Annotated in this window: 15 protein-coding genes; 9 read left to right on the forward strand and 6 right to left on the reverse strand. The window is 71.3% G+C overall.

What is annotated here, in order from left to right; all coding sequences use genetic code 11:
- Nucleotides 1–50: 50 nt before the first annotated feature.
- Both ACL02T_RS31740 and ACL02T_RS31745 read right to left on the reverse strand, forming a co-directional pair.
- Nucleotides 51–1,784 (reverse strand): phytoene desaturase family protein, encoded by a 1,734-nt coding sequence (locus tag ACL02T_RS31740; RefSeq protein ID WP_412834499.1) that lies wholly within the window; start codon nucleotides 1,782–1,784, stop codon nucleotides 51–53.
- A 28-nt stretch (nucleotides 1,785–1,812) separates the two neighbouring features.
- Entirely contained in the window at nucleotides 1,813–2,217 is a 405-nt protein-coding gene (locus tag ACL02T_RS31745; protein WP_412834500.1) for an SCP2 sterol-binding domain-containing protein, read from the reverse strand.
- A gap of 245 nt (nucleotides 2,218–2,462) precedes the next feature.
- Between ACL02T_RS31745 and ACL02T_RS31750 the strand changes: the two genes are divergently transcribed.
- The 3 genes from ACL02T_RS31750 to ACL02T_RS31760 are packed head-to-tail and all read left to right on the forward strand — an operon-like array spanning nucleotide 2,463 to nucleotide 4,836.
- A complete protein-coding gene (locus tag ACL02T_RS31750) occupies nucleotides 2,463–3,554 on the forward strand; it encodes a phosphotransferase family protein (protein ID WP_412834501.1) in 1,092 nt (363 codons plus the stop codon).
- 26 nt (nucleotides 3,555–3,580) lie between these two features.
- The gene (locus tag ACL02T_RS31755; protein WP_412834502.1) at nucleotides 3,581–4,207 is read left to right on the forward strand and encodes a TetR/AcrR family transcriptional regulator; all 627 of its coding nucleotides are present in this window, start codon (nucleotides 3,581–3,583) and stop codon (nucleotides 4,205–4,207) included.
- Nucleotides 4,204–4,836, forward strand: coding sequence for a TetR/AcrR family transcriptional regulator (locus ACL02T_RS31760; protein WP_412834503.1), 633 nt, complete (start codon nucleotides 4,204–4,206; stop codon nucleotides 4,834–4,836). The genes ACL02T_RS31755 and ACL02T_RS31760 overlap by 4 nt, the downstream gene beginning before the upstream one ends.
- 6 nt (nucleotides 4,837–4,842) lie before the next feature.
- Here the strand turns inward: ACL02T_RS31760 and ACL02T_RS31765 are convergent, their stop codons facing one another.
- Nucleotides 4,843–5,895, reverse strand: coding sequence for an ABC transporter ATP-binding protein (locus ACL02T_RS31765; protein WP_412834504.1), 1,053 nt, complete (start codon nucleotides 5,893–5,895; stop codon nucleotides 4,843–4,845).
- 259 nt (nucleotides 5,896–6,154) lie between these two features.
- Here ACL02T_RS31765 and ACL02T_RS31770 point away from each other — a divergent pair, with 259 nt between their 5' ends.
- Nucleotides 6,155–7,690, forward strand: coding sequence for an acyl-CoA synthetase (locus tag ACL02T_RS31770; RefSeq protein ID WP_412834505.1), 1,536 nt, complete (start codon nucleotides 6,155–6,157; stop codon nucleotides 7,688–7,690).
- 69 nt (nucleotides 7,691–7,759) lie between these two features.
- Here ACL02T_RS31770 and ACL02T_RS31775 read toward each other — a convergent pair whose 3' ends face one another.
- Nucleotides 7,760–8,551 (reverse strand): coniferyl-alcohol dehydrogenase, encoded by a 792-nt coding sequence (locus tag ACL02T_RS31775; RefSeq protein WP_412834506.1) that lies wholly within the window; start codon nucleotides 8,549–8,551, stop codon nucleotides 7,760–7,762.
- 101 nt (nucleotides 8,552–8,652) lie between these two features.
- Between ACL02T_RS31775 and ACL02T_RS31780 the strand changes: the two genes are divergently transcribed.
- Both ACL02T_RS31780 and ACL02T_RS31785 read left to right on the forward strand, forming a co-directional pair.
- Nucleotides 8,653–9,822, forward strand: coding sequence for a thiolase family protein (locus tag ACL02T_RS31780; RefSeq protein WP_412834507.1), 1,170 nt, complete (start codon nucleotides 8,653–8,655; stop codon nucleotides 9,820–9,822).
- A 2-nt stretch (nucleotides 9,823–9,824) separates the two neighbouring features.
- Entirely contained in the window at nucleotides 9,825–11,003 is a 1,179-nt protein-coding gene (locus ACL02T_RS31785; protein WP_412834508.1) for a phosphotransferase, read from the forward strand.
- A gap of 4 nt (nucleotides 11,004–11,007) precedes the next feature.
- Here ACL02T_RS31785 and ACL02T_RS31790 read toward each other — a convergent pair whose 3' ends face one another.
- On the reverse strand, nucleotides 11,008–12,384 hold the full coding sequence (locus ACL02T_RS31790) for a WS/DGAT/MGAT family O-acyltransferase (RefSeq protein WP_412834509.1): 1,377 nt from the start codon (nucleotides 12,382–12,384) through the stop codon (nucleotides 11,008–11,010).
- Between the two features lie 48 nt (nucleotides 12,385–12,432).
- On the opposite strand from ACL02T_RS31790, the gene ACL02T_RS31795 reads away from it, so the two are divergent.
- Together ACL02T_RS31795 and ACL02T_RS31800 are read left to right on the forward strand one after the other, a co-directional pair.
- The gene (locus tag ACL02T_RS31795) at nucleotides 12,433–13,266 is read left to right on the forward strand and encodes an alpha/beta fold hydrolase (RefSeq protein ID WP_412834510.1); all 834 of its coding nucleotides are present in this window, start codon (nucleotides 12,433–12,435) and stop codon (nucleotides 13,264–13,266) included.
- A 57-nt stretch (nucleotides 13,267–13,323) separates the two neighbouring features.
- Nucleotides 13,324–14,904, forward strand: a complete 1,581-nt coding sequence (locus ACL02T_RS31800) for a long-chain-fatty-acid--CoA ligase (protein ID WP_412834511.1) — start codon at nucleotides 13,324–13,326, stop codon at nucleotides 14,902–14,904.
- Here the strand turns inward: ACL02T_RS31800 and ACL02T_RS31805 are convergent.
- The gene (locus ACL02T_RS31805; RefSeq protein ID WP_412834512.1) at nucleotides 14,891–15,703 is read right to left on the reverse strand and encodes an enoyl-CoA hydratase/isomerase family protein; all 813 of its coding nucleotides are present in this window, start codon (nucleotides 15,701–15,703) and stop codon (nucleotides 14,891–14,893) included. The genes ACL02T_RS31800 and ACL02T_RS31805 overlap by 14 nt on opposite strands.
- Before the next feature lie 108 nt (nucleotides 15,704–15,811).
- Between ACL02T_RS31805 and ACL02T_RS31810 the strand changes: the two genes are divergently transcribed.
- Complete coding sequence (locus ACL02T_RS31810; protein ID WP_412834513.1) at nucleotides 15,812–17,035, forward strand: NAD(P)/FAD-dependent oxidoreductase; 1,224 nt, start codon at nucleotides 15,812–15,814, stop codon at nucleotides 17,033–17,035.
- Nucleotides 17,036–17,039 lie beyond the last annotated feature (4 nt).

Genomic DNA, 17,039 nt, shown 5'->3' on the forward strand with positions numbered 1-17,039 from the left:
GAGGGAGGGGGCCGGCGCGCGCCGGCCCCCCCTCTCACGTGTGCGTCCGGTCAGTCACCGACCAGCGCATTCGCGTGGTCGACGCGGCCCGGCGTGGGCAACACGTCCTCACGCTCGGTGGACTCCAGGAAGCGGTCCCGCGTCCGCGCCGCGGTGACGGCGTGCTTGATGCCGCCACCGTCCTCGGCCTTGAACATCTTGATCATCGTTCGGGCGGCGTTCTGGCCCGGCATGCCGCTGATCCCGGCCACCGGGTGGGTACCCGACCCGGTGAGGAACAGCCCCGGCACCGGCGTGCGGTAACCCGCGAACCCGGGCGCGGGCTTGCGCGGGCCGAACCGGGTGATCGTCGGATCGACGTGGTAGACGCTGCCGTCGATCGCCCAGAACCGCTCTTCGAGGTCCGGCAGGGCCAGCGGCCGACGAGCGACCTCGAGCCCCTCGACGCCCTCGTAGTACAGCTCCGAGTCCCGGATGACCTTCTCCGTGATGTCCTTGCGCGCCGCCTCCCACCCGACCCGCGGCACGCTCGGGGCCAGCCCGGTCCAGAACCAGAACAGGTCGCAGCCCTCGGGGGCCATCGACGGGTCGAAGGCCGTGGTGACCTGGGCAAGTCCCGGGATGTGTGCGGAGACCTCTCCGCGCACGCTGTCCCTCGCGGCCTGCAGCGCCTCCTCGTAGGTGTGGTAGCAGTTGCATGCCAGCCGCAGGTCGATGCCGTCCCCGCGCCACTTCTCGTGCCTGGTCATCCGGATCCGGCCGGACAGCGCGACGTTGAGCTTGTAGTCGCTGATGCCGCGCTTGATGGTCGGGATGTGGTCGACCGCGTTCTGCAGCTTCGGCGAGAGCACGCCCTTGGGGAGCAGCTTGGTGAGCGTGGTCCGTGGGCTGCAGGCGGTGAGGACCCCCCTGCGGGCGTGGATCTCCTCGCCGCCCCGGATGCGGACCCCGGTGACCTTGCCGCCTGTGACGACCAGTTCCTCGACCGGAGAGTCGGTGATCAGTCGGCCGCCGTCCTGGCGGATGCTGGCCAGCAGCGCCCGGGGCAGGGCACCCGTGCCGCCATGGAACATCGCGACCCCGTAGCGGCTCAGCACCCCGAGATAGATGAGCGACCAGCCGGACAGGTCCACGTCGAACGGCATGAAGGGCAGCGAGGTGAGCAGGGGAGCACGGATCATGTCGTGCTCGAAGCTCTCCTCGATGGCCTCCGCCTGGGAGGAGGCCATCCAGCGCCCGACCGCGGTGAGCTGCTTGCGGTTCTTGGCGACGGCCTTGACCGCCTTCATGATCTTGACGAGCTCTGGCCGGGTGATGTTGGTCTGCATCATCGGCAGACCGATCTCGACCGCAGCGTCGATGACCTCGTAGAGCTCCAGCAGCGCCGTGGCGTCCTTGCGGGAGAAGTGCCGCAGCTCCTCGGCGGTCTTGTTCGGGTCGCGCCACAGACCCAGCGACGAGCCGTCTGCCGCCAGCTGGAAGTGAGCGGGGTCGATGATCGTCTGGCGGAGCCCGAAACGCCTGCTGAGCCCCAGCTCCCGGTCGATGTTCGTGGTGCGGAACAGCGACGCCTGGATGGAGGCCTCGTTGATCATGTACCCGGGGGCTTCGGGGAGCATCTCGTTGGTGGCGGTCATCCCGCCGGCCGTCGGCGACGCCTCGATGACGAGGACGTCGAGACCCGCGCGGGCGAGGTAGGCGGCCGCGACGAGGCCGTTGTGACCGGAGCCGACCACGACGACGTCGGCGGACCGGGTGGCGCTGCCTGGGGTGCTCGCTGGCATGGAGGATTCCTTCCCGGAGTACGAGAGGTCAGACGACGAGGTCGTCCCGGCCGTCGGCCTTGAGCAGGTCGACGTACTGGGGGTAGAGCTTCTTGCCGAGCGGGGACAGCGCGAGCAGCTTGGCCACGTTGCCCTCGACCTTGACCTTGCCGCGCGCCATCGCGAAAGGCAGGTTGACCTTGCCCTGCCAGTAGGCGTTCGCGGTCTCGGTCGACATGGTCAGCACGGCATCCGGCGTGGGGCCGTCCTGGCCCTTGTGGACCTTCCGGTTGGTCATGTCGACGATGATCGACGACTCAGGGTCCGTGCAGCGGCTCTCGAAGACCATCTGGGTGGCCTCCATCTTCGGGCCGAGCTCGGGGTCCGCGAACCCCTTCTCGAAGATGCCTCCGACGTAGCGGTACAGCTCGTCCTCGTTGGCGAAGCTGGGCATCGCGACCTTCCTTCCGTGGGAGATGTCCGGACCCGAGGTTCAGGGGGTCGCTCAGGTCTCTTTTTGAATCCTAACTTGACGCGGTCAACTTGACTAGACACGATGTCCGCGAACTTCTCGACGATGACGTGGAGGACCCGATGGGGGTATCCGACCAGCTCGACTTCTTCGGGTCCGTACTGCGAGTGACGGGTGTCCGTGCCGCAGAGCGGATTCGCCCTCGCCCGCCCGCGACGGACATCTCCGTGGTCCCCGCGACGGTGGCCGAGCTGACCCCCGAGTGGTTGACCGGCGCGCTGTGCGCCGACGTCCCGGGTGCCGAGGTGACGTCCTTCGACCTGGGCGGAGGTTCGGACGGGACCGCGAGCAGGCGGGCCATCACGGTGGCCTACAACGAGGCGGGACAGGCGGCGGGCCTGCCGACCGCGCTGTACTCGAAGATGACGCCCACGCTGCTGAACCGGCTGCTGGTCGGCGTCACCGGCGCGGCGGGGATGGAGGCGCTCTTCTACGGTCGCATCCGCCCCCACCTGGACATCGGCGCGCCCGCCGGCTACCACGGCGCCTGGGACCCGCGCACCTGCCGCTCGTTCGTGCTCACCGAGGACATCACCGCCACCCGCGGTGCGGTGTTCGGTGACGCGACGACGATCCACGTCGACCGCGCTGGGGCCGAGAGCATGGTCCGCGAGCTCGCGCGCTACCACGGCGGCCTCTGGGAGGACCCACGGCTCGATCACGAGTGGACCGACCTCGTCGACACCCACACGTGGCAGCGGACGTTCAACACCCGGACCCGCTTCGACTCCGGCGCCATGCTGGGCTTCCGGATCGCGCCGGACGAGATCCCGCGCGCGCTGCACGATCGCAAGGCCGAGGTCCGCAAGGCCTTCGACCGCTCGCTGGCGATCAACGCCCGCGGGCCGAAGACGCTGGTCCACCACGACGTGCACCCCGGGAACTGGTTCCGGTTGCCGGACGGGTCGCTCAACCTCTACGACTGGCAGGGCATCGCCAAGGGCAACTGGGCGATCGACTTCAGCTACGCGATCACCGCCGCGCTCGAGCCGGAGGACCGGCGGGCATGGGAGCACGACCTGCTGGAGCAGTACCTGCAGCTCCTCGGGGACGCCGGGGGCAAGCCACCCTCGTTCGAGGACGCCTGGTTGGCCTACCGGCAGCAGACCCTGCACGGCCTGATCCTCTGGCTCTACACCGTGCTCGTCGGGCGGGTGCAGGAGATCCAGAGCGACGCCCACGTGCGGATCCTGATTCGCCGCACCGCACAGGCGGTCGTGGACCTCGAGACCCTGGACGCGCTCGACGGGGCCGGGTGAGGAGCACCGCGGATAGGATCGGTCCCGTGTCCGACCAGCCCGCCCGCCGTGTGTCTCGGCGGGGCCGCCGGGACACCCGGTCGGAGTTGCAGGGACGGCTGTCCGCCGCCCTCGAGGATCTGGTCGCCGACGGGCAGACGTACTCCGGACTCAGCGTCGAACTGTTGGTGGACCGGGCGGGAATCGCCCGGTCGACCTTCTACAAGTACTTCGGCGACAAGCGTGGCCTGCTGCTGGCCCTGTCCGACGAGGTGCAGGCGGACTTCCTCGCCGCCGCGGCCGTGTTGTTGGACCTGCCCCCGGAAGCGACCCGAGAGGACTACCGCGCGGCTTTCCGCGCGGTCTTCGCGGGCTACCGGCGGCACCGGGTGGCCATGTGGTCGTTGAGCGAGGAGGCGCGTCACGACCCGGCCGTCGCCGAGCGGTTCGGGCGGATGATGGACGGCTTCGTCGAGGCCATCGCCGCCCACATCGGGCGGGTGTGGTCCGGACGGGACGACGGCAACCCGGGCACCGTCGCAGTGTGGCTCACCTGGATGTTGGAGGACGGGCAGGCCCGGTTCGTCGCACGGGCGGACGAGGCCGCGCTCGAACGCCATCTCGCTGCCGCCGCCGAGATCGTGTGGCGCGCGGTGCACATCGAGGCACCGTGAGCACCGGTCCGGGTCGGCGGGGCCGGTCGAGCCGCGCGGAGCGGCGGACCGAGAGCCTGGATCGTCTGCAGCGCTCCGCCGAGTCGCTCACCGCGGACGGCGGCTCCTTCAGCGCCTTGCCGGTGGAGCGGCTGGCCGCCGGAGCGGGCATGTCCCGGGCGACCTTCTACATCTATTTCGAGGACAAGGCCGAGTTGGTCACGTCCTGGTTCGCGCAGCTCGCCGAGCGGATCACCGAGGCGGGCGAGCCGTGGTGGGGAGCCGTCGAGCCGGTGACGCCCGACACGGTGCGCGCCACCCTCGCGGCCGTGCTCGCGGTCTACCAGCGGCACCGCACGGTCTTCGCCGCCGTCGAGGAGATGGTTCCGCTCGACCCCCGGCTGCGGGAGGTCGTCGAGGCCGAGCACGCCCTCCGGGTCCGGCAGCTCGCCGCGCACGTGCGCCACGGCCAGGAGGGCGGCTGGATCGACTCGGTCCTGCTCGCCGACGAGACCGCGCAGTGGTTGACCGTGATGATCGAGCGGGTGGCGACCGGGGTCGCGGTCACCGACGCCGACGCCGCTGCCGCCCTCGCCGAGTCGGGGGCAGGGGTCGTCTGGCGGGCGCTGTACGCGCGGGTGGCCGACTGACCGCCGTCAGCCCACGCGCGGGATCGACTGGGTCGGCTCGTCCGGGCGGCCGTACGGGGCGGCGCCGGCGAGACGGTGCCTACCCTCGGGCTCCCCGTCCTCCGCGAACGAGTCCCGGATGACCTTCTGGGCAGCGGGCGGCAGGGTGTGCATCATGTTCCGAACCCGCTGTCGGCGCCGCTGCACGGCCTTGCGTTCCGGCAGGCCCGCGGTCGCGACGAGCTGGGGCTTGATCGGGGGCAGCCCGGACAGCTCGTCGACCTCGGCCATCTCCCGGGCCGCCTGGGCGGTGTCCTTCTCCTCCGACATGCCGATCGGGCCCTGCCGGCGGCCGTTGAGGAACTGCGCCACCACCGGGTCCTCGCTGGTCAGCAGCACCTCCCGCGGGCCGAACATCGCCAGGTGCTTGCGGTACAGCATCCCGATGTTGTCCGGCACCGTCTGCGCGGTGTTGATGTCGTGGGTGACGATCAGGAACGTGGAGTCCGTCTGCGCGTTCAGGTCGATGATCAGCTGGTTCAGGTAGGCCGTGCGCACGGGGTCGAGGCCGGAGTCCGGCTCGTCGAACAGAATGATCTCCGGGTCGAGGACGAGGGCGCGGGCGAGACCGGCGCGCTTGCGCATCCCGCCGGAGATCTCGCCGGGCAACTTCATCTCGTCGCCCTTGAGCCCGACGAGATCCATCTTCTCCATCACGATGTCCTTGATCTCCGCCTCGCCCTTCTTGGTGTGCTCGCGCAGCGGGAAGGCGATGTTGTCGAAGAGGTTCATCGACCCGAACAGGGCGCCGTCCTGGAACAGCACGCCGAAGAGCTTGCGCAGCTCGTAGAGCTTGGACTCGTTGCAGCGCACCAGGTCGGTGTCGTGGATGACGATCGAGCCCTTCTCCGGCTTGAGCAGCCCGATCAGGGACTTCAGGAACACCGACTTGCCCGTACCGGACGGGCCGAGGAGCACGGACACCTCACCGGGCGGCAGCGTCAGGGTCACGTCCGACCAGATGTTGGCCCGGCCGAACGACTTGGACAGCCCCTCGACCTTGACCTCGACTCCCGGCATGCCGCACCTCCGTTGGCGATCGCAGTTCTGAAGATGGATGAGAAAGTCACCCGTCGGGGCGTGCCCCGCCTACCACTCACCCCAACGGCCGACGTGGCGGGTGGACACGCGCGCTTCTTTGTCTACACCCGTTCGGCGTACCTCGCCGAGAGCGGGCCGTGACGAGGGACTTGTCCCCCGTGGACACGTGGCTTATTTTACATTAAAAGATGGGCAGGACGCCCACGATGTCCCCTCACACCGACGTGGAGGCTTGCCGATGTACCCAGGGAAGTACGCAGCGGAGACGCCGGACAAGGTGGCGGCCACTCTGGTGGAGACGGGGGAGAGCGTCACGTACGCGCAGCTGGAGGAGCGGTCCGTCCGGCTCGCCCACGTGCTCCACGAGGCCGGACTCCGACCCGGTGACGTGGTCGCCCTGCTGTCCGAGAACAACCTGCGCGCGTTCGAGGTGTACTGGGCGGCGATCCGCTCCGGGCTGTACATCACGGCCGTGAACCACAACCTGTCCGCGGACGAGGTTGCGTACATCGTCGAAGACTCCGGGGCGCGCGCGCTCGTGGCCTCGCACGGCAAGGCCGAGGTCGCAGGCGCCGTCGCGGCCAAGGCTCCCGGCCTCGCGGTCCGGCTGGCCTACGACGGTCCGGTCGAGGGCTTCGCGTCCTACGAGGACTCGCTGGCCGCCGCCTCGCCGGAGCCCTTCGCGGACCAGCCGCACGGGGCGCCGATGCTGTACTCGTCCGGGACCACGGGCCGCCCCAAGGGGGTCCGCCCGCCGCTGCCGCCGGTCCAGGTGAGCGAGCTCGGGGACGCGCTCGTCGGGCTGGTGGGGAAGGTGTTCGGCGTCGGGGCGGACACCGTCTACCTCACCCCGGCGCCGCTCTACCACGCCGCCCCGCTGCGCTGGTGCGGCGCCGTGCACGCGCACGGTGGCTCCGTGGTGATGATGCGGAAGTTCGACGCCGAGGGGTCGCTGAAGGCGATCGAGGACCACCGCGTGACCCATGCCCAGTTCGTGCCCACGATGTTCGTCCGGATGCTGCAGCTGCCAGACCTCGTGAGGCAGAGCTTCGACGTGTCCTCGTTGCGGCTCGCGGTGCACGCCGCGGCGCCGTGCCCGGTCGAGGTCAAGCAGAAGATGATCGAGTGGTGGGGTCCGATCCTCGCGGAGTACTACGCCGGGACCGAGGGCAACGGCATGACGATGATCGACAGTGAGGTGTGGGCCGCGAAGCCCGGCACCGTCGGTCGGGCCGTGCTCGGCACCGTCCGGATCTGCGGGGACGACGGCGCGGAGCTGCCGGCGGGCCAGATCGGCAACGTCTACTTCGAACGGGAGCAGACTCCGTTCGTCTACCACAACGACCCTGAGAAGACCCGGGAGTCGCAGCACCCGCAGCACGACAACTGGACCACCCTCGGCGACATCGGGTACCTGGACGAGGACGGGTTCCTGTTCCTCACCGACCGGAAGTCCTTCACGATCATCTCCGGCGGGGTCAACATCTACCCGCAGGAGATCGAGAACGCGCTGGCCCTGCACCCGTCGGTCCACGACGTCGCGGTCATCGGCGTCCCGGACCCGGAGATGGGGGAGTCGGTGCGGGCCTTCGTGCACCCCGCCGAGGGCGCGACCCCGGGCCCGGAGCTCGAGCAGGAGATCATCGCGTTCGTGAAGTCCAGGATCGCGAGCTTCAAGGCGCCGCGGGCCGTCGAGTTCGTCGGCTCGCTGCCCCGCACCGAGACCGGCAAGCTGGTCAAGCGCGAGCTGAAGGAGCGGTACGCCAAGGTCTGAGCGCGTAGCCGACACGGAGGAGGGGCCCGCACCGAGCTCGGTGCGGGCCCCTCCCGTGGGGTGAGCGGCTCAGATCTCCGGGGCGGGGACCAGCCCGGCGAACACGGCGCCGGACACTCCACCGTCCGCGATGAGAGTGGTGCCGTTGATCCACCCCGAGTCGCGGGAGGCCAGGAAGACGATCGTGGGCGCGATGTCGTCCGGGGTCGCGTGGCGCCCGAGCAGTGCCTTGACGCCGTCGAGGGTCTCCTTTCCCATCGACTGCTCGAAGTCGGCGAGGATCGGGGTCTCGACGGGGCCGGGCAGCACCGCGTTGATCCGCAGCTCGCCCATCTCGCGCACGGCCGCCCCCATCGCCATGGTGTAGACGGTCGCCGCTTCCTTCGAGAAGTTGTAGGCGTTGCCCTCCTGCGGGTGCGTGCGGAACCACTCCGCACCCTCGGCGAAGGACTCCGTCGCGACGACCTCCTTGAGCGCGTCGAGCCGGCGCGCCCACTGGAAGCCCGCCGTCGACGACACGACGACGATCGAGGCCCTCGGGTTGAACCGGTCGAAGAGCGACTCGGTGAGGTGGCGCATGCCCAGGAAGTTGACCGCGAAGACGCGCTCGGCGGGGGCGGTGCCGGGGATGCCGGCGATGTTGAGCAGCGCGTCGAAGGAGCCGTCGATCTGCTCCAAGGCCGAGTCGATGCTCGCCGGGTCGGCCAGGTCGACCTCGACGTGCTGCTCGACGTCCGCCTCGGGCTTGTGGCGGTCGAGGCTCACGACGCTCGCGCCCGCCGCGGTCAGCCGGCGGGTCACTGCGTCGCCGATGCCCGACGCGGTGCCCGTCACCAGGCAGCGCAGGTCCTTGACGTCCATGTCGTTCCTCTCGGCGGTGGTGAGGGGGTGGCCGTGTTGTCCAGCGGCCGGACCATGTCTAATCTAGATTAAACGATGTAGCCAGTCGAGGAGGACACCCCGTGCAGAACGCCGTCGTCGTCGAAGCCGTACGGACCCCGGTGGGGAGGGGCAAGGCCGGTGGTGGTCTCTCCGGGGTCCATCCGATCGACCTGCTGGCCGGCACCCTGGAGGCCCTGGTGGCCCGGTCCGGCATCGACCCCGCGCTGGTCGAGGACGTGATCACCGGGTGCGCGCAGCAAGTGGGCGAGCAGTCCGGGAACATCGGGCACAACGCCGCGCTCGCTGCGGGCTTCCCCGAGACCGTCCCGGGCACCACGATCAACCGGCAGTGCGGGTCCAGCCAGCAGGCGGTGGCGTTCGCGGCCCAGGGCGTCGCCGCCGGCGCCTACGACGTCGTTGTGGCGGCCGGGGTCGAGGCGATGAGCGCCGTGCCGCTCGGTAGCTCGCGTCCCGCGAGCCGTGGCGTCCGCACCGCCCGCCGCTACCCGGAGGGCCTGGTCAACCAGGGCATCTCCGCCGAGCTCGTCGCGCAGCGCTGGAAGCTGGAGCGCGAGGCACTGGACGCGTACTCCGCCGAGTCCCACCGCCGGGCCGCTCAGGCCTGGGCGGACGGCCTGTTCGACCGGGAGGTCGTCACCCTCGCCGACGCGCCCGAACTGCGCGTCGACGAGACCGTGCGAGCCGGAACCACGGCTGAGGGCCTGGCCGGGCTCACGCCGTCGTTCCGATCCGACGAGGCCGTCGCGCGGTTCCCGGACATCGACTGGAAGATCACCCCCGGCAACTCGTCGCCGCTGTCCGACGGCGCGTCCGCGGTGCTGATCATGAGCGAGCGCCGCGCCGAGCAGCTGGGCCTGCGCCCGCGGGCCCGGTTCCACGCGTTCGCGGTGACCGGTGACGACCCGCTGCTGATGCTCACCGCGCCGATTCCGGCCACGCACAAGGTGCTGGCCAAGGCGGGGCTCTCGATGGCCGACCTCGACGCCTACGAGGTCAACGAGGCCTTCGCCCCCGTGCCGCTGGCCTGGGCGCACGAACTGGGTGCCGACCCGGAGAAGCTGAACCCCCGGGGCGGCGCGATCGCGCTCGGCCACGCACTGGGCTCCTCCGGCACCCGCCTGCTGGTGACCCTGCTGCACCACCTCGAGGACACGGGTGGCCGCTACGGCCTGCAGACGATGTGCGAGGCCGGCGGGATGGCCAACGCCACGATCATCGAGAGGATCTGACCATGGCAGGCCTGGGCCCGGTGGGCTGGGCGGCCGGGCGCGTCGCCGCCACGGTCGGCTCCCGTGTGGTCGAGCGCGTCCGGCGGACGCCCGCCCGGACCGCGGCGGACATCCCGCCGGGACCGGCCGCCGTCACGCCGGAGTGGCTCACGTCGGTGCTTTGCGCGGACTACCCGGGCGTCCGGGTGACCGAGGTCGAGGCGTCGAACCGGAGCAGCCAGACGACGAGCCGGGTCGCTCTGCGGCTCGGCTACTCGGCGGGAGCACCGGAGAGCCTGCCGACCGACGTCTTCGTGAAGTTCACCGAGACCGTCCAGCAGCGGGTGTTCGCCGGGCTCGTCAAGTTCCTCGACGGGGAGCCGGAGTTCTACGCGTCATTACGCGGGCTCGCTGACTTCGAGTGCCCGCTCGGCTACCACGGGCGGGTGGATCGCCGTTCCTGGGCCAGCGTCGTGGTGATGGAGGACGTCGCCGCCACCCGCGGGGCGACCTTCCAGCACGCCACGACGGCGATCGACCGGCCCGCGATCGAGTCCCTGCTCTCCACGATGGCCGCCTACCACGGCCAGTACTGGGAGCATCCCGCCGTGGTGGGCTCGACGTTGAAGCGCCCGGAGGACCACCAGGCCAACATCGGCCTGTTCCTCAACGCCCGCAAGCAGGCCATGGTCGGCGTCGACCGCACCCCGGGCTTCCCCGCGGCCCTGCGCTCCCGGCAGGACGAGCTGTGGCGGGCGCTGGTCGACTCGATGCGGGAGCTCAGCCACGGCGGCCCGCAGACACTGCTGCACGGCGACCCGCACATCGGCAATACCTACCGGACCCGCGACGGCACGGTGGCGTTCGCGGACTGGCAGGTCGTGATGCGGGGGACCTGGGCCTACGACTTCGCCGACACCGTGGCGACCGCGTTGACCGTCGAGGACCGGCGAGCCTGGGAACGGGACCTGCTCGCGCACTACCTCGACGAACTCGCCCGTCACGGGGGAAAGGCGCCCGAGTTCACCGCGGCCTTCGACCTGTACCGCCGCAGCCTGATGTACCCGCACTACTGCTGGGCCACCGTCCTCGGCGCCCCCTCGTGGATGCCGGACACCCAGCCGCCGGACGTGGCGCGGACGATCGTCGAGCGGATCGGCACCGCGATCGACGACGTGGACGCCATCGCCGCCTTCCGGTAGGCGCTCAGACGCCGATTGCCTCCTCGACCTCCCGCAGTGATGCCTCCAGGTGCTCGAGGAGGCGCTGCAGGTGCGGCACCGACCGAGGGCAGCCGGTGATGCCGAACGCGAGCTCGCCCACGTACGAGATCATCGTGATGTTGAGCGCCTGCCCGTCGACGACGACCGACAGCGGGTAGTTGTCGGTCAGGGCGCAGCCGTTCAGGTGGAGGCGGGTCGACATCGCCGGGACCGTGGACAGCACCACGTTGAACGGCGGGCGCGGGGTAGTGGGCAGGCCGGGCACCAGATTGGCGGCCTGTCCGCCGAGCACGGCCGCGCTCAGCGCGCCTGCGGTGATCGGGTCCAGCTCGGAAACCAGCCGCCTGCTGCGCCGAATCGACGTGTGGATCCGCCGCAACCGCTCGTGTACGTCGTTCGTCTCGGTGCCCAGGTCGCAGAGGGCCGCGGTCCAGGCATTGCCGTCCCGCGCGACGCCGCCCTCGCGAGGGTCCGCGGACACCGGGATCATGGCCACCAGCGGCTCGGCCGGGAGGGACAGCTGCTCGATCAGGTAGCGGCGCAGGGCGCCGGCACACATCGTCACCGCGACGTCGTTGAGGGTCGTCCCCGCACGCCTGGCGACGGTCCGCAGCCGTGCCTTCGGCCAGGCGTCCCCCGCGAACCGGCGGGCCGAGCTCACCCGGGTGTTGAACATCGTCGGCGGGGCGGTGAAGGGCAGGGGGTTGGCGTCGGGCCCGAGCGCCTCGCGGCCCGCCCGGACGAGCGTGGGCAGCGAGTCGACGATCCCGCGGACCGCACTCGCGATGCCGCGGACGGCGTCCACCGGTGACGTCTCCGAGGCGGTGCGGGGGCTGCGGGAGGCCGACGGCGTGATCCACGGGGCGGTGCCGGAGCGATCGGCGGGGTCGGGCGACAGTCCGCCGAGCAGGTGCCTGCCCATGTTCACCCCGTCGAACATCGAGTGGTGCATCTTCGTGCAGAGCGCGAACCGCCCGTCGTCCAGGCCCTCGACCAGGCGCGCCTGCCACAGCGGCCGGTCGCGCTCCAGCGGCGTCTCGTGAAACGTGGCCACCAGCTCCAGGAGCTCGCGGATCCGGCCCGGCCTGGGCAGCCCGGCCCGCCTGACCTGCAGGGTCAGGTCGACCTCGGGCTCCTGCGCCCACACGAACCAGCCGGCGGTGCCGAGGGAGCGGTGGGGGCGACGGCGAAAGGCGGGCTTGAGCCGGGAGGTGTCCGTCATCGACTCGTAGAGCGTGTCGAGGAAGTCCTCCGGCGCGTCCTCCGGCGGCTGGAAGATCTGCAGGGCGACCACGTGGTTCGGACTCGTCCGCGACTCACCCAGGAGGTAGACGGCATCCATCGGCGGCACGAGCTGCATCGACGATCCCCCTGTGCTCGACCGCATTTCGAAGCTAGATTAGAACATGTGAGTGGCGCCCCCTCCCAGCCGAGCCGCCCCACCGTGTACCGCGGAGGGGGCGGCCGTCCCCTGCTGCTGCTGCACGGGATCGGCATGACCTGGCACGCCTGGGAGCCCGTGCTCTCCCGGTTGTCCGCCACCCGGGAGGTCATCGCGCCCACTCTGCCGGGACACGCGGGCGGGCCGCCTGCCCCACCCGGCCCGGTCACGGTGTCGTCGCTGGCCGACGCCGTCGAGAGCTGGCTGGACGAGATCGACCGTCCCGTCGTCGACGTCGCCGGCAACTCGTTCGGTGGGTGGCTGGCACTCGAGCTCGCCCGCCGGGGGCGCGCCCGGTCGGTCGTCGCCCTCTCGCCCGCCGGGGCGTGGACCGCCACCCGGGACATGCACCGGCTGGCGATCTCCGTGCGCCTCGGCGGCTCGATCGCGGCGCACCCGCTCGGGCGGTGGTCCATGGGATGCGCACTGGTCCGGCGGGCCGCGCTCGGCCGGGTCGTCCGGCGCCCGGAGCGAATCGATCCCGTGCGCGCCCGCAGGCTCGTCGACGACATGGCCGGGTGTGCCGTGCTGGGGGAGCTGATCGGCTCCGCGGTGCGCACCGGGCCGATCGTCCCGCTGCCGGAGGGCGGGTGTCCGGTCACGCTCGCGTGGGCGGTGAACGACCGGGTGATCCCATGGGCCCGCTACGGCAGGCCCATGCTCGGAGCACTGCCGCAGGCGCGGGTCGTCGCGCTGGCGGACGTCGGGCACGTCCCGATGTCCGATGATCCGGACCTGGTGGCCGATACGGTGCTGAACGGGACGGCCGAGGCCGTGTCACCACGTCGGCTTCCTGCTTAACTGAAATTCGATTACGCTTCGCGTACTCGTATGCGTCCTCATGCCCATCGGAGTGCCATGTCGACTCGGAACAGCCCCGTCCAGCCGTACCTGACCCAGAGCGTGCACCGGCGGGCCCGCCTGTCCCCGGACCGGTGGTGTCTCGTCACCGGCGAGCGCCGGAGCACCAACGCCGAGTTCGCCGACCGCGTCGCCCGGCTCGCGGGTGGGCTGCGGGGCCTCGGGCTCGAGCCGGGTGACCGGGTCGCGATCGTCGCGCCGAACTCGGACCGGATGGTCGAGACGTTCTACGCCACGCTGTGGGCCGGCGCGATCGCCGCGCCGCTCAACGCGCGCTGGACCGCGGACGAGCTCGGCCGGGCGTTGGTCGACAGCGGCGCAGCCGTGCTCGTGGTGGACCCGGCCTTCGCCGGGACGGTGGCGGGGCTGAGGTCCGCTGCGCCGAACATCCGGCACGTCGTCCACCTGGCCGGCGGTCCGGCTCCCGAGGGTCTGACGGCGGTGGACGACCTGGCCGTGGACCCGGTGCCCGACGCGGGCCGCTCCGGGGACGATCCCGCCTACCTGCTCTACACCGGCGGCACCACCGGACAGCCCAAGGGCGTCGTGGTGAGCCACGCCAACCTGATGACGGCGAGCGTGAGCATGCTGGCCGCGGGGTGCGGCACGGGCGAGGTCTACCTGCAGTGCCCGCCGCTGTTCCACATCGCGGGCATCCAGGTCATGACCGGCCACTTCCTCGGCGCGGGCGGCCCACAGATCGTCCCGCCAGGGTTCGACCCTGTCGCAGTGCTGCGGCTGATCCAGGAGCACCGGGTCACCGACGTGATGCTGGTGCCGACGATGATGCAGATGGTGCTCGGGCACCCGGAGCGCGAGAAGTACGACCTCTCGTCGCTGCAGCGGATCTTCTACGGCGCGGCCCCGATGACCGAGGCGCTGGTCGCCCGCGCCATGGACGCGGTCCCGGGCTGCGGGTTCGTGCAGGGCTACGGCATGACCGAGACCGCGCTCACGATCATGCTGCCGCCCGAGTTCTACACCGAGGAGGGCCGCAAGCGCGGCAAGACCTCCTCGATCGGCAGACCGCTGCCGCTGGCGGACGTCGTCATCCGCGACCCGGACGGCCGCGAGGTGCCCCGGGGCGAGGTCGGCGAGCTGACCGTGCGCAGCCCCAGTGTGATGGCGGGCTACTGGAACCGCCCTGAGGAGACCGCCGCGACCATCCGGGACGGTTGGCTCTACAGCGGTGACGGCGCCCGGATGGACGAGGAGGGATTCGTCCACCTCGTCGACCGAATGAAGGACATGATCATCACTGGTGGTGAGAACGTGTACTCGACCGAGGTGGAGAACGTCCTGGTCCTGCACCCGGACGTGGTGTCGGCGGCCGTGATCGGATTGCCGCACGAGCAGTGGGGCGAGCAGGTGCACGCGGTCGTCGTCACCCGGGAGGGCGCGACCGTGGACGCGGGTGCCCTGATCGCCCACTGCCGCGAGCGGATCGCGGACTACAAGTGCCCGCGTTCGGTCGAGTTCCGTTCGGCGCTGCCGATCTCGGCCGCGGGCAAGATCCTGAAGGTCGCCCTGCGGGCGGAGATCGGTGCGGGCCTCGGCGTCGACCTCACTGCCCCGTGAACCGGGCCTGGCGCTTCTCGGCGAAGGCGGCGCGGCCCTCGGCGTAGTCCGCGGTCGCCGCGTGGCGCTGCTGGAGGTCGGCCTCCATCTCGAGGTGGGTGGCGAGGTTGGGATGGGCGGCGGCGTTGAGCGCGGTCTTGACGCTGGCCAGCGCCGCGGTGGGGGCCGCCGCGAGCCGCTCGGCGAGCGCCCGTCCGGCAGCGAGCAGCTCGTCGGCCGGGTGGACGGCGTTGACCAGGCCCCAGTCCAGGGCGCGTGCGGCCGAGAGCCTGTCACCCAGCATGCACAGCTCCGCGGCCCTGGACAGCCCGACCCGCTCGGCGAGGAACGTCGTGGCTCCGCCGTCCGGCATGACGCCGATCCGGATGAAGGCCAGCAGCAGGTAGGCGTCCTCCGCGGCGACCAGGAGATCGCAGGCGAGGGCCAGTGAGGCGCCGAGCCCGGCGCAGGCGCCGTGCACCGCGGCGACGAACGGCTTCGGCGCGGCCCGGACCGCGAGCACGATCGGGTTGTAGATCTCGCGGAGCCGGGTGGTGAGATCCGCCTCGCCCGTCGAGGTCTGCTCTCGTGCGTTCTTGACGTCCGCACCCGCGCAGAAGGCGCGTCCGGCACCGGTGATCAGGACGGCGCGGACGGTGTCGTCCGTGGCGGCTCGGCGGACCGCGTCCAGCAGCTCGCGGCCCATCTCAGGGGTCCACGCGTTGAGCGCCTCGGGTCGGTGCAGCTCGATGTGGGCGACGGCGCCCTGGACCTCGTAGCGCACATCACGGTACGCGGTCGACGGCACGGACTCGGACATCGATGACCTCCCAGGTGTCGGTGGCGGACCGGCGTTCAGGCCGGCGTTGACCCTGGCAGAGTTTAGTCTATATTCAATTATGAGACCCCGCCGACACAGGAGGAGCCGATGACGTCCAGCCCCCGACTCGTGGTCGTGGGGGCCTCGCTCGCCGGCCTGCGGGCCGCCGAGGCCGCTCGGGACGCGGGACACGACGGGCCCGTCGTCCTGGTCGGCGCCGAGCCGCACCTGCCCTACGACCGCCCGCCACTCTCCAAGGCCTACCTCGACGAGGGTGAGGTTCCCGACGTGCGCTTCCGCGAGGAGGAGCACCTGCGCGAGCTCGGCGTGGAGCTGGTGCTCGGCGCACCCGCGACCGGGCTCGATGCCGACGCCCGCGAGATCGTCGTGGGGGACCGGCGCGTCGGGTACGACGCCGCGGTGCTCGCCACCGGAGCCCGCGCGCGCACCCTGCCCGGGACCGACCACCTCGCCGGGGTGCACACGCTGCGCACCCTGGACGACGCGGTCGCGGTCCGGGCCGCGCTCGACGCCGGGGCCCGGACCGTGGTCATCGGTGCCGGGTTCATCGGGTCCGAGATCGCCTCCGGCGCCCGCAAGCGCGGCCTGTCCGCCACGATCGTCGAGGCCCTGCCCACTCCGCTCGTCCGCGCGATCGGCGAGGAGATGGGCGAGGCGCTCTCGGCGTTGCACACCGCGAACGGCACCGACCTGCGGTGCGGCGTGGCCGTCGAGGCGCTCGAGGGCACCGACCGGGTCACGGGGGTCCGCCTCGCGGACGGCACCGTGCTGCCCGCCGACCTCGTCGTCGTCGGCATCGGAGGGATCCCCGAGACCGAGTGGCTCGAGGGCTCCGGGGTGAAGCTGGACAACGGCATCGTGGCGGACGAGAAGCTGGCCACCGCTGTCCCGGGGGTCTACGCGGCCGGGGACGTCGTGCGCTGGCACAACGCGCTGTTCGACGTCCCTATGCGGATCGAGCACTGGACCAGCGCGGCCGAGCAGGGCGCGCGGGCGGCACGCAACGCGCTCGACCCCGCCGCGGCCCAGCCGTACGAGACCGTGCCCTACTTCTGGTCGGACTGGTACGACAGCCGAATCCAGTTCGTCGGGATTCCCGGGGCGGACGAGGTGCGGGTCGTGTCCGGCTCCGTCGCCGCGGGCCGATTCGTGGCGCTGTACCGCCGCGGCGACCGGCTCACCGGGGCACTGACGCTCAACAAGCGTGCGGACGTCATGAAGTACCGCGTCCAGATCGGCAAGCGCGCCTCCTGGGAGGACGCGCTCGAATTCGCTGCCAAGCGCGAGGCCGCCGCCGTGGCCAAGGCCTGAGGGC

It is taken from the genome of Pseudonocardia oceanicola (assembly GCF_047200735.1).
In the GTDB taxonomy this organism is placed as follows: Bacteria; Actinomycetota; Actinomycetes; order Mycobacteriales; family Pseudonocardiaceae; genus Pseudonocardia.

Coding starts and splice junctions, on each gene's coding strand:
- ACL02T_RS31770 (WP_412834505.1), top strand. CDS start 6,155: ATGTACCCAGGGAAGTACGCAGCGGAGACGCCGGACAAGGTGGCGGCC.
- ACL02T_RS31740 (WP_412834499.1), bottom strand. CDS start 1,784: ATGCCAGCGAGCACCCCAGGCAGCGCCACCCGGTCCGCCGACGTCGTC.
- ACL02T_RS31745 (WP_412834500.1), bottom strand. CDS start 2,217: ATGCCCAGCTTCGCCAACGAGGACGAGCTGTACCGCTACGTCGGAGGC.
- ACL02T_RS31775 (WP_412834506.1), bottom strand. CDS start 8,551: ATGGACGTCAAGGACCTGCGCTGCCTGGTGACGGGCACCGCGTCGGGC.
- ACL02T_RS31790 (WP_412834509.1), bottom strand. CDS start 12,384: ATGCAGCTCGTGCCGCCGATGGATGCCGTCTACCTCCTGGGTGAGTCG.
- ACL02T_RS31800 (WP_412834511.1), top strand. CDS start 13,324: ATGTCGACTCGGAACAGCCCCGTCCAGCCGTACCTGACCCAGAGCGTG.
- ACL02T_RS31785 (WP_412834508.1), top strand. CDS start 9,825: ATGGCAGGCCTGGGCCCGGTGGGCTGGGCGGCCGGGCGCGTCGCCGCC.
- ACL02T_RS31810 (WP_412834513.1), top strand. CDS start 15,812: ATGACGTCCAGCCCCCGACTCGTGGTCGTGGGGGCCTCGCTCGCCGGC.
- ACL02T_RS31765 (WP_412834504.1), bottom strand. CDS start 5,895: ATGCCGGGAGTCGAGGTCAAGGTCGAGGGGCTGTCCAAGTCGTTCGGC.
- ACL02T_RS31805 (WP_412834512.1), bottom strand. CDS start 15,703: ATGTCCGAGTCCGTGCCGTCGACCGCGTACCGTGATGTGCGCTACGAG.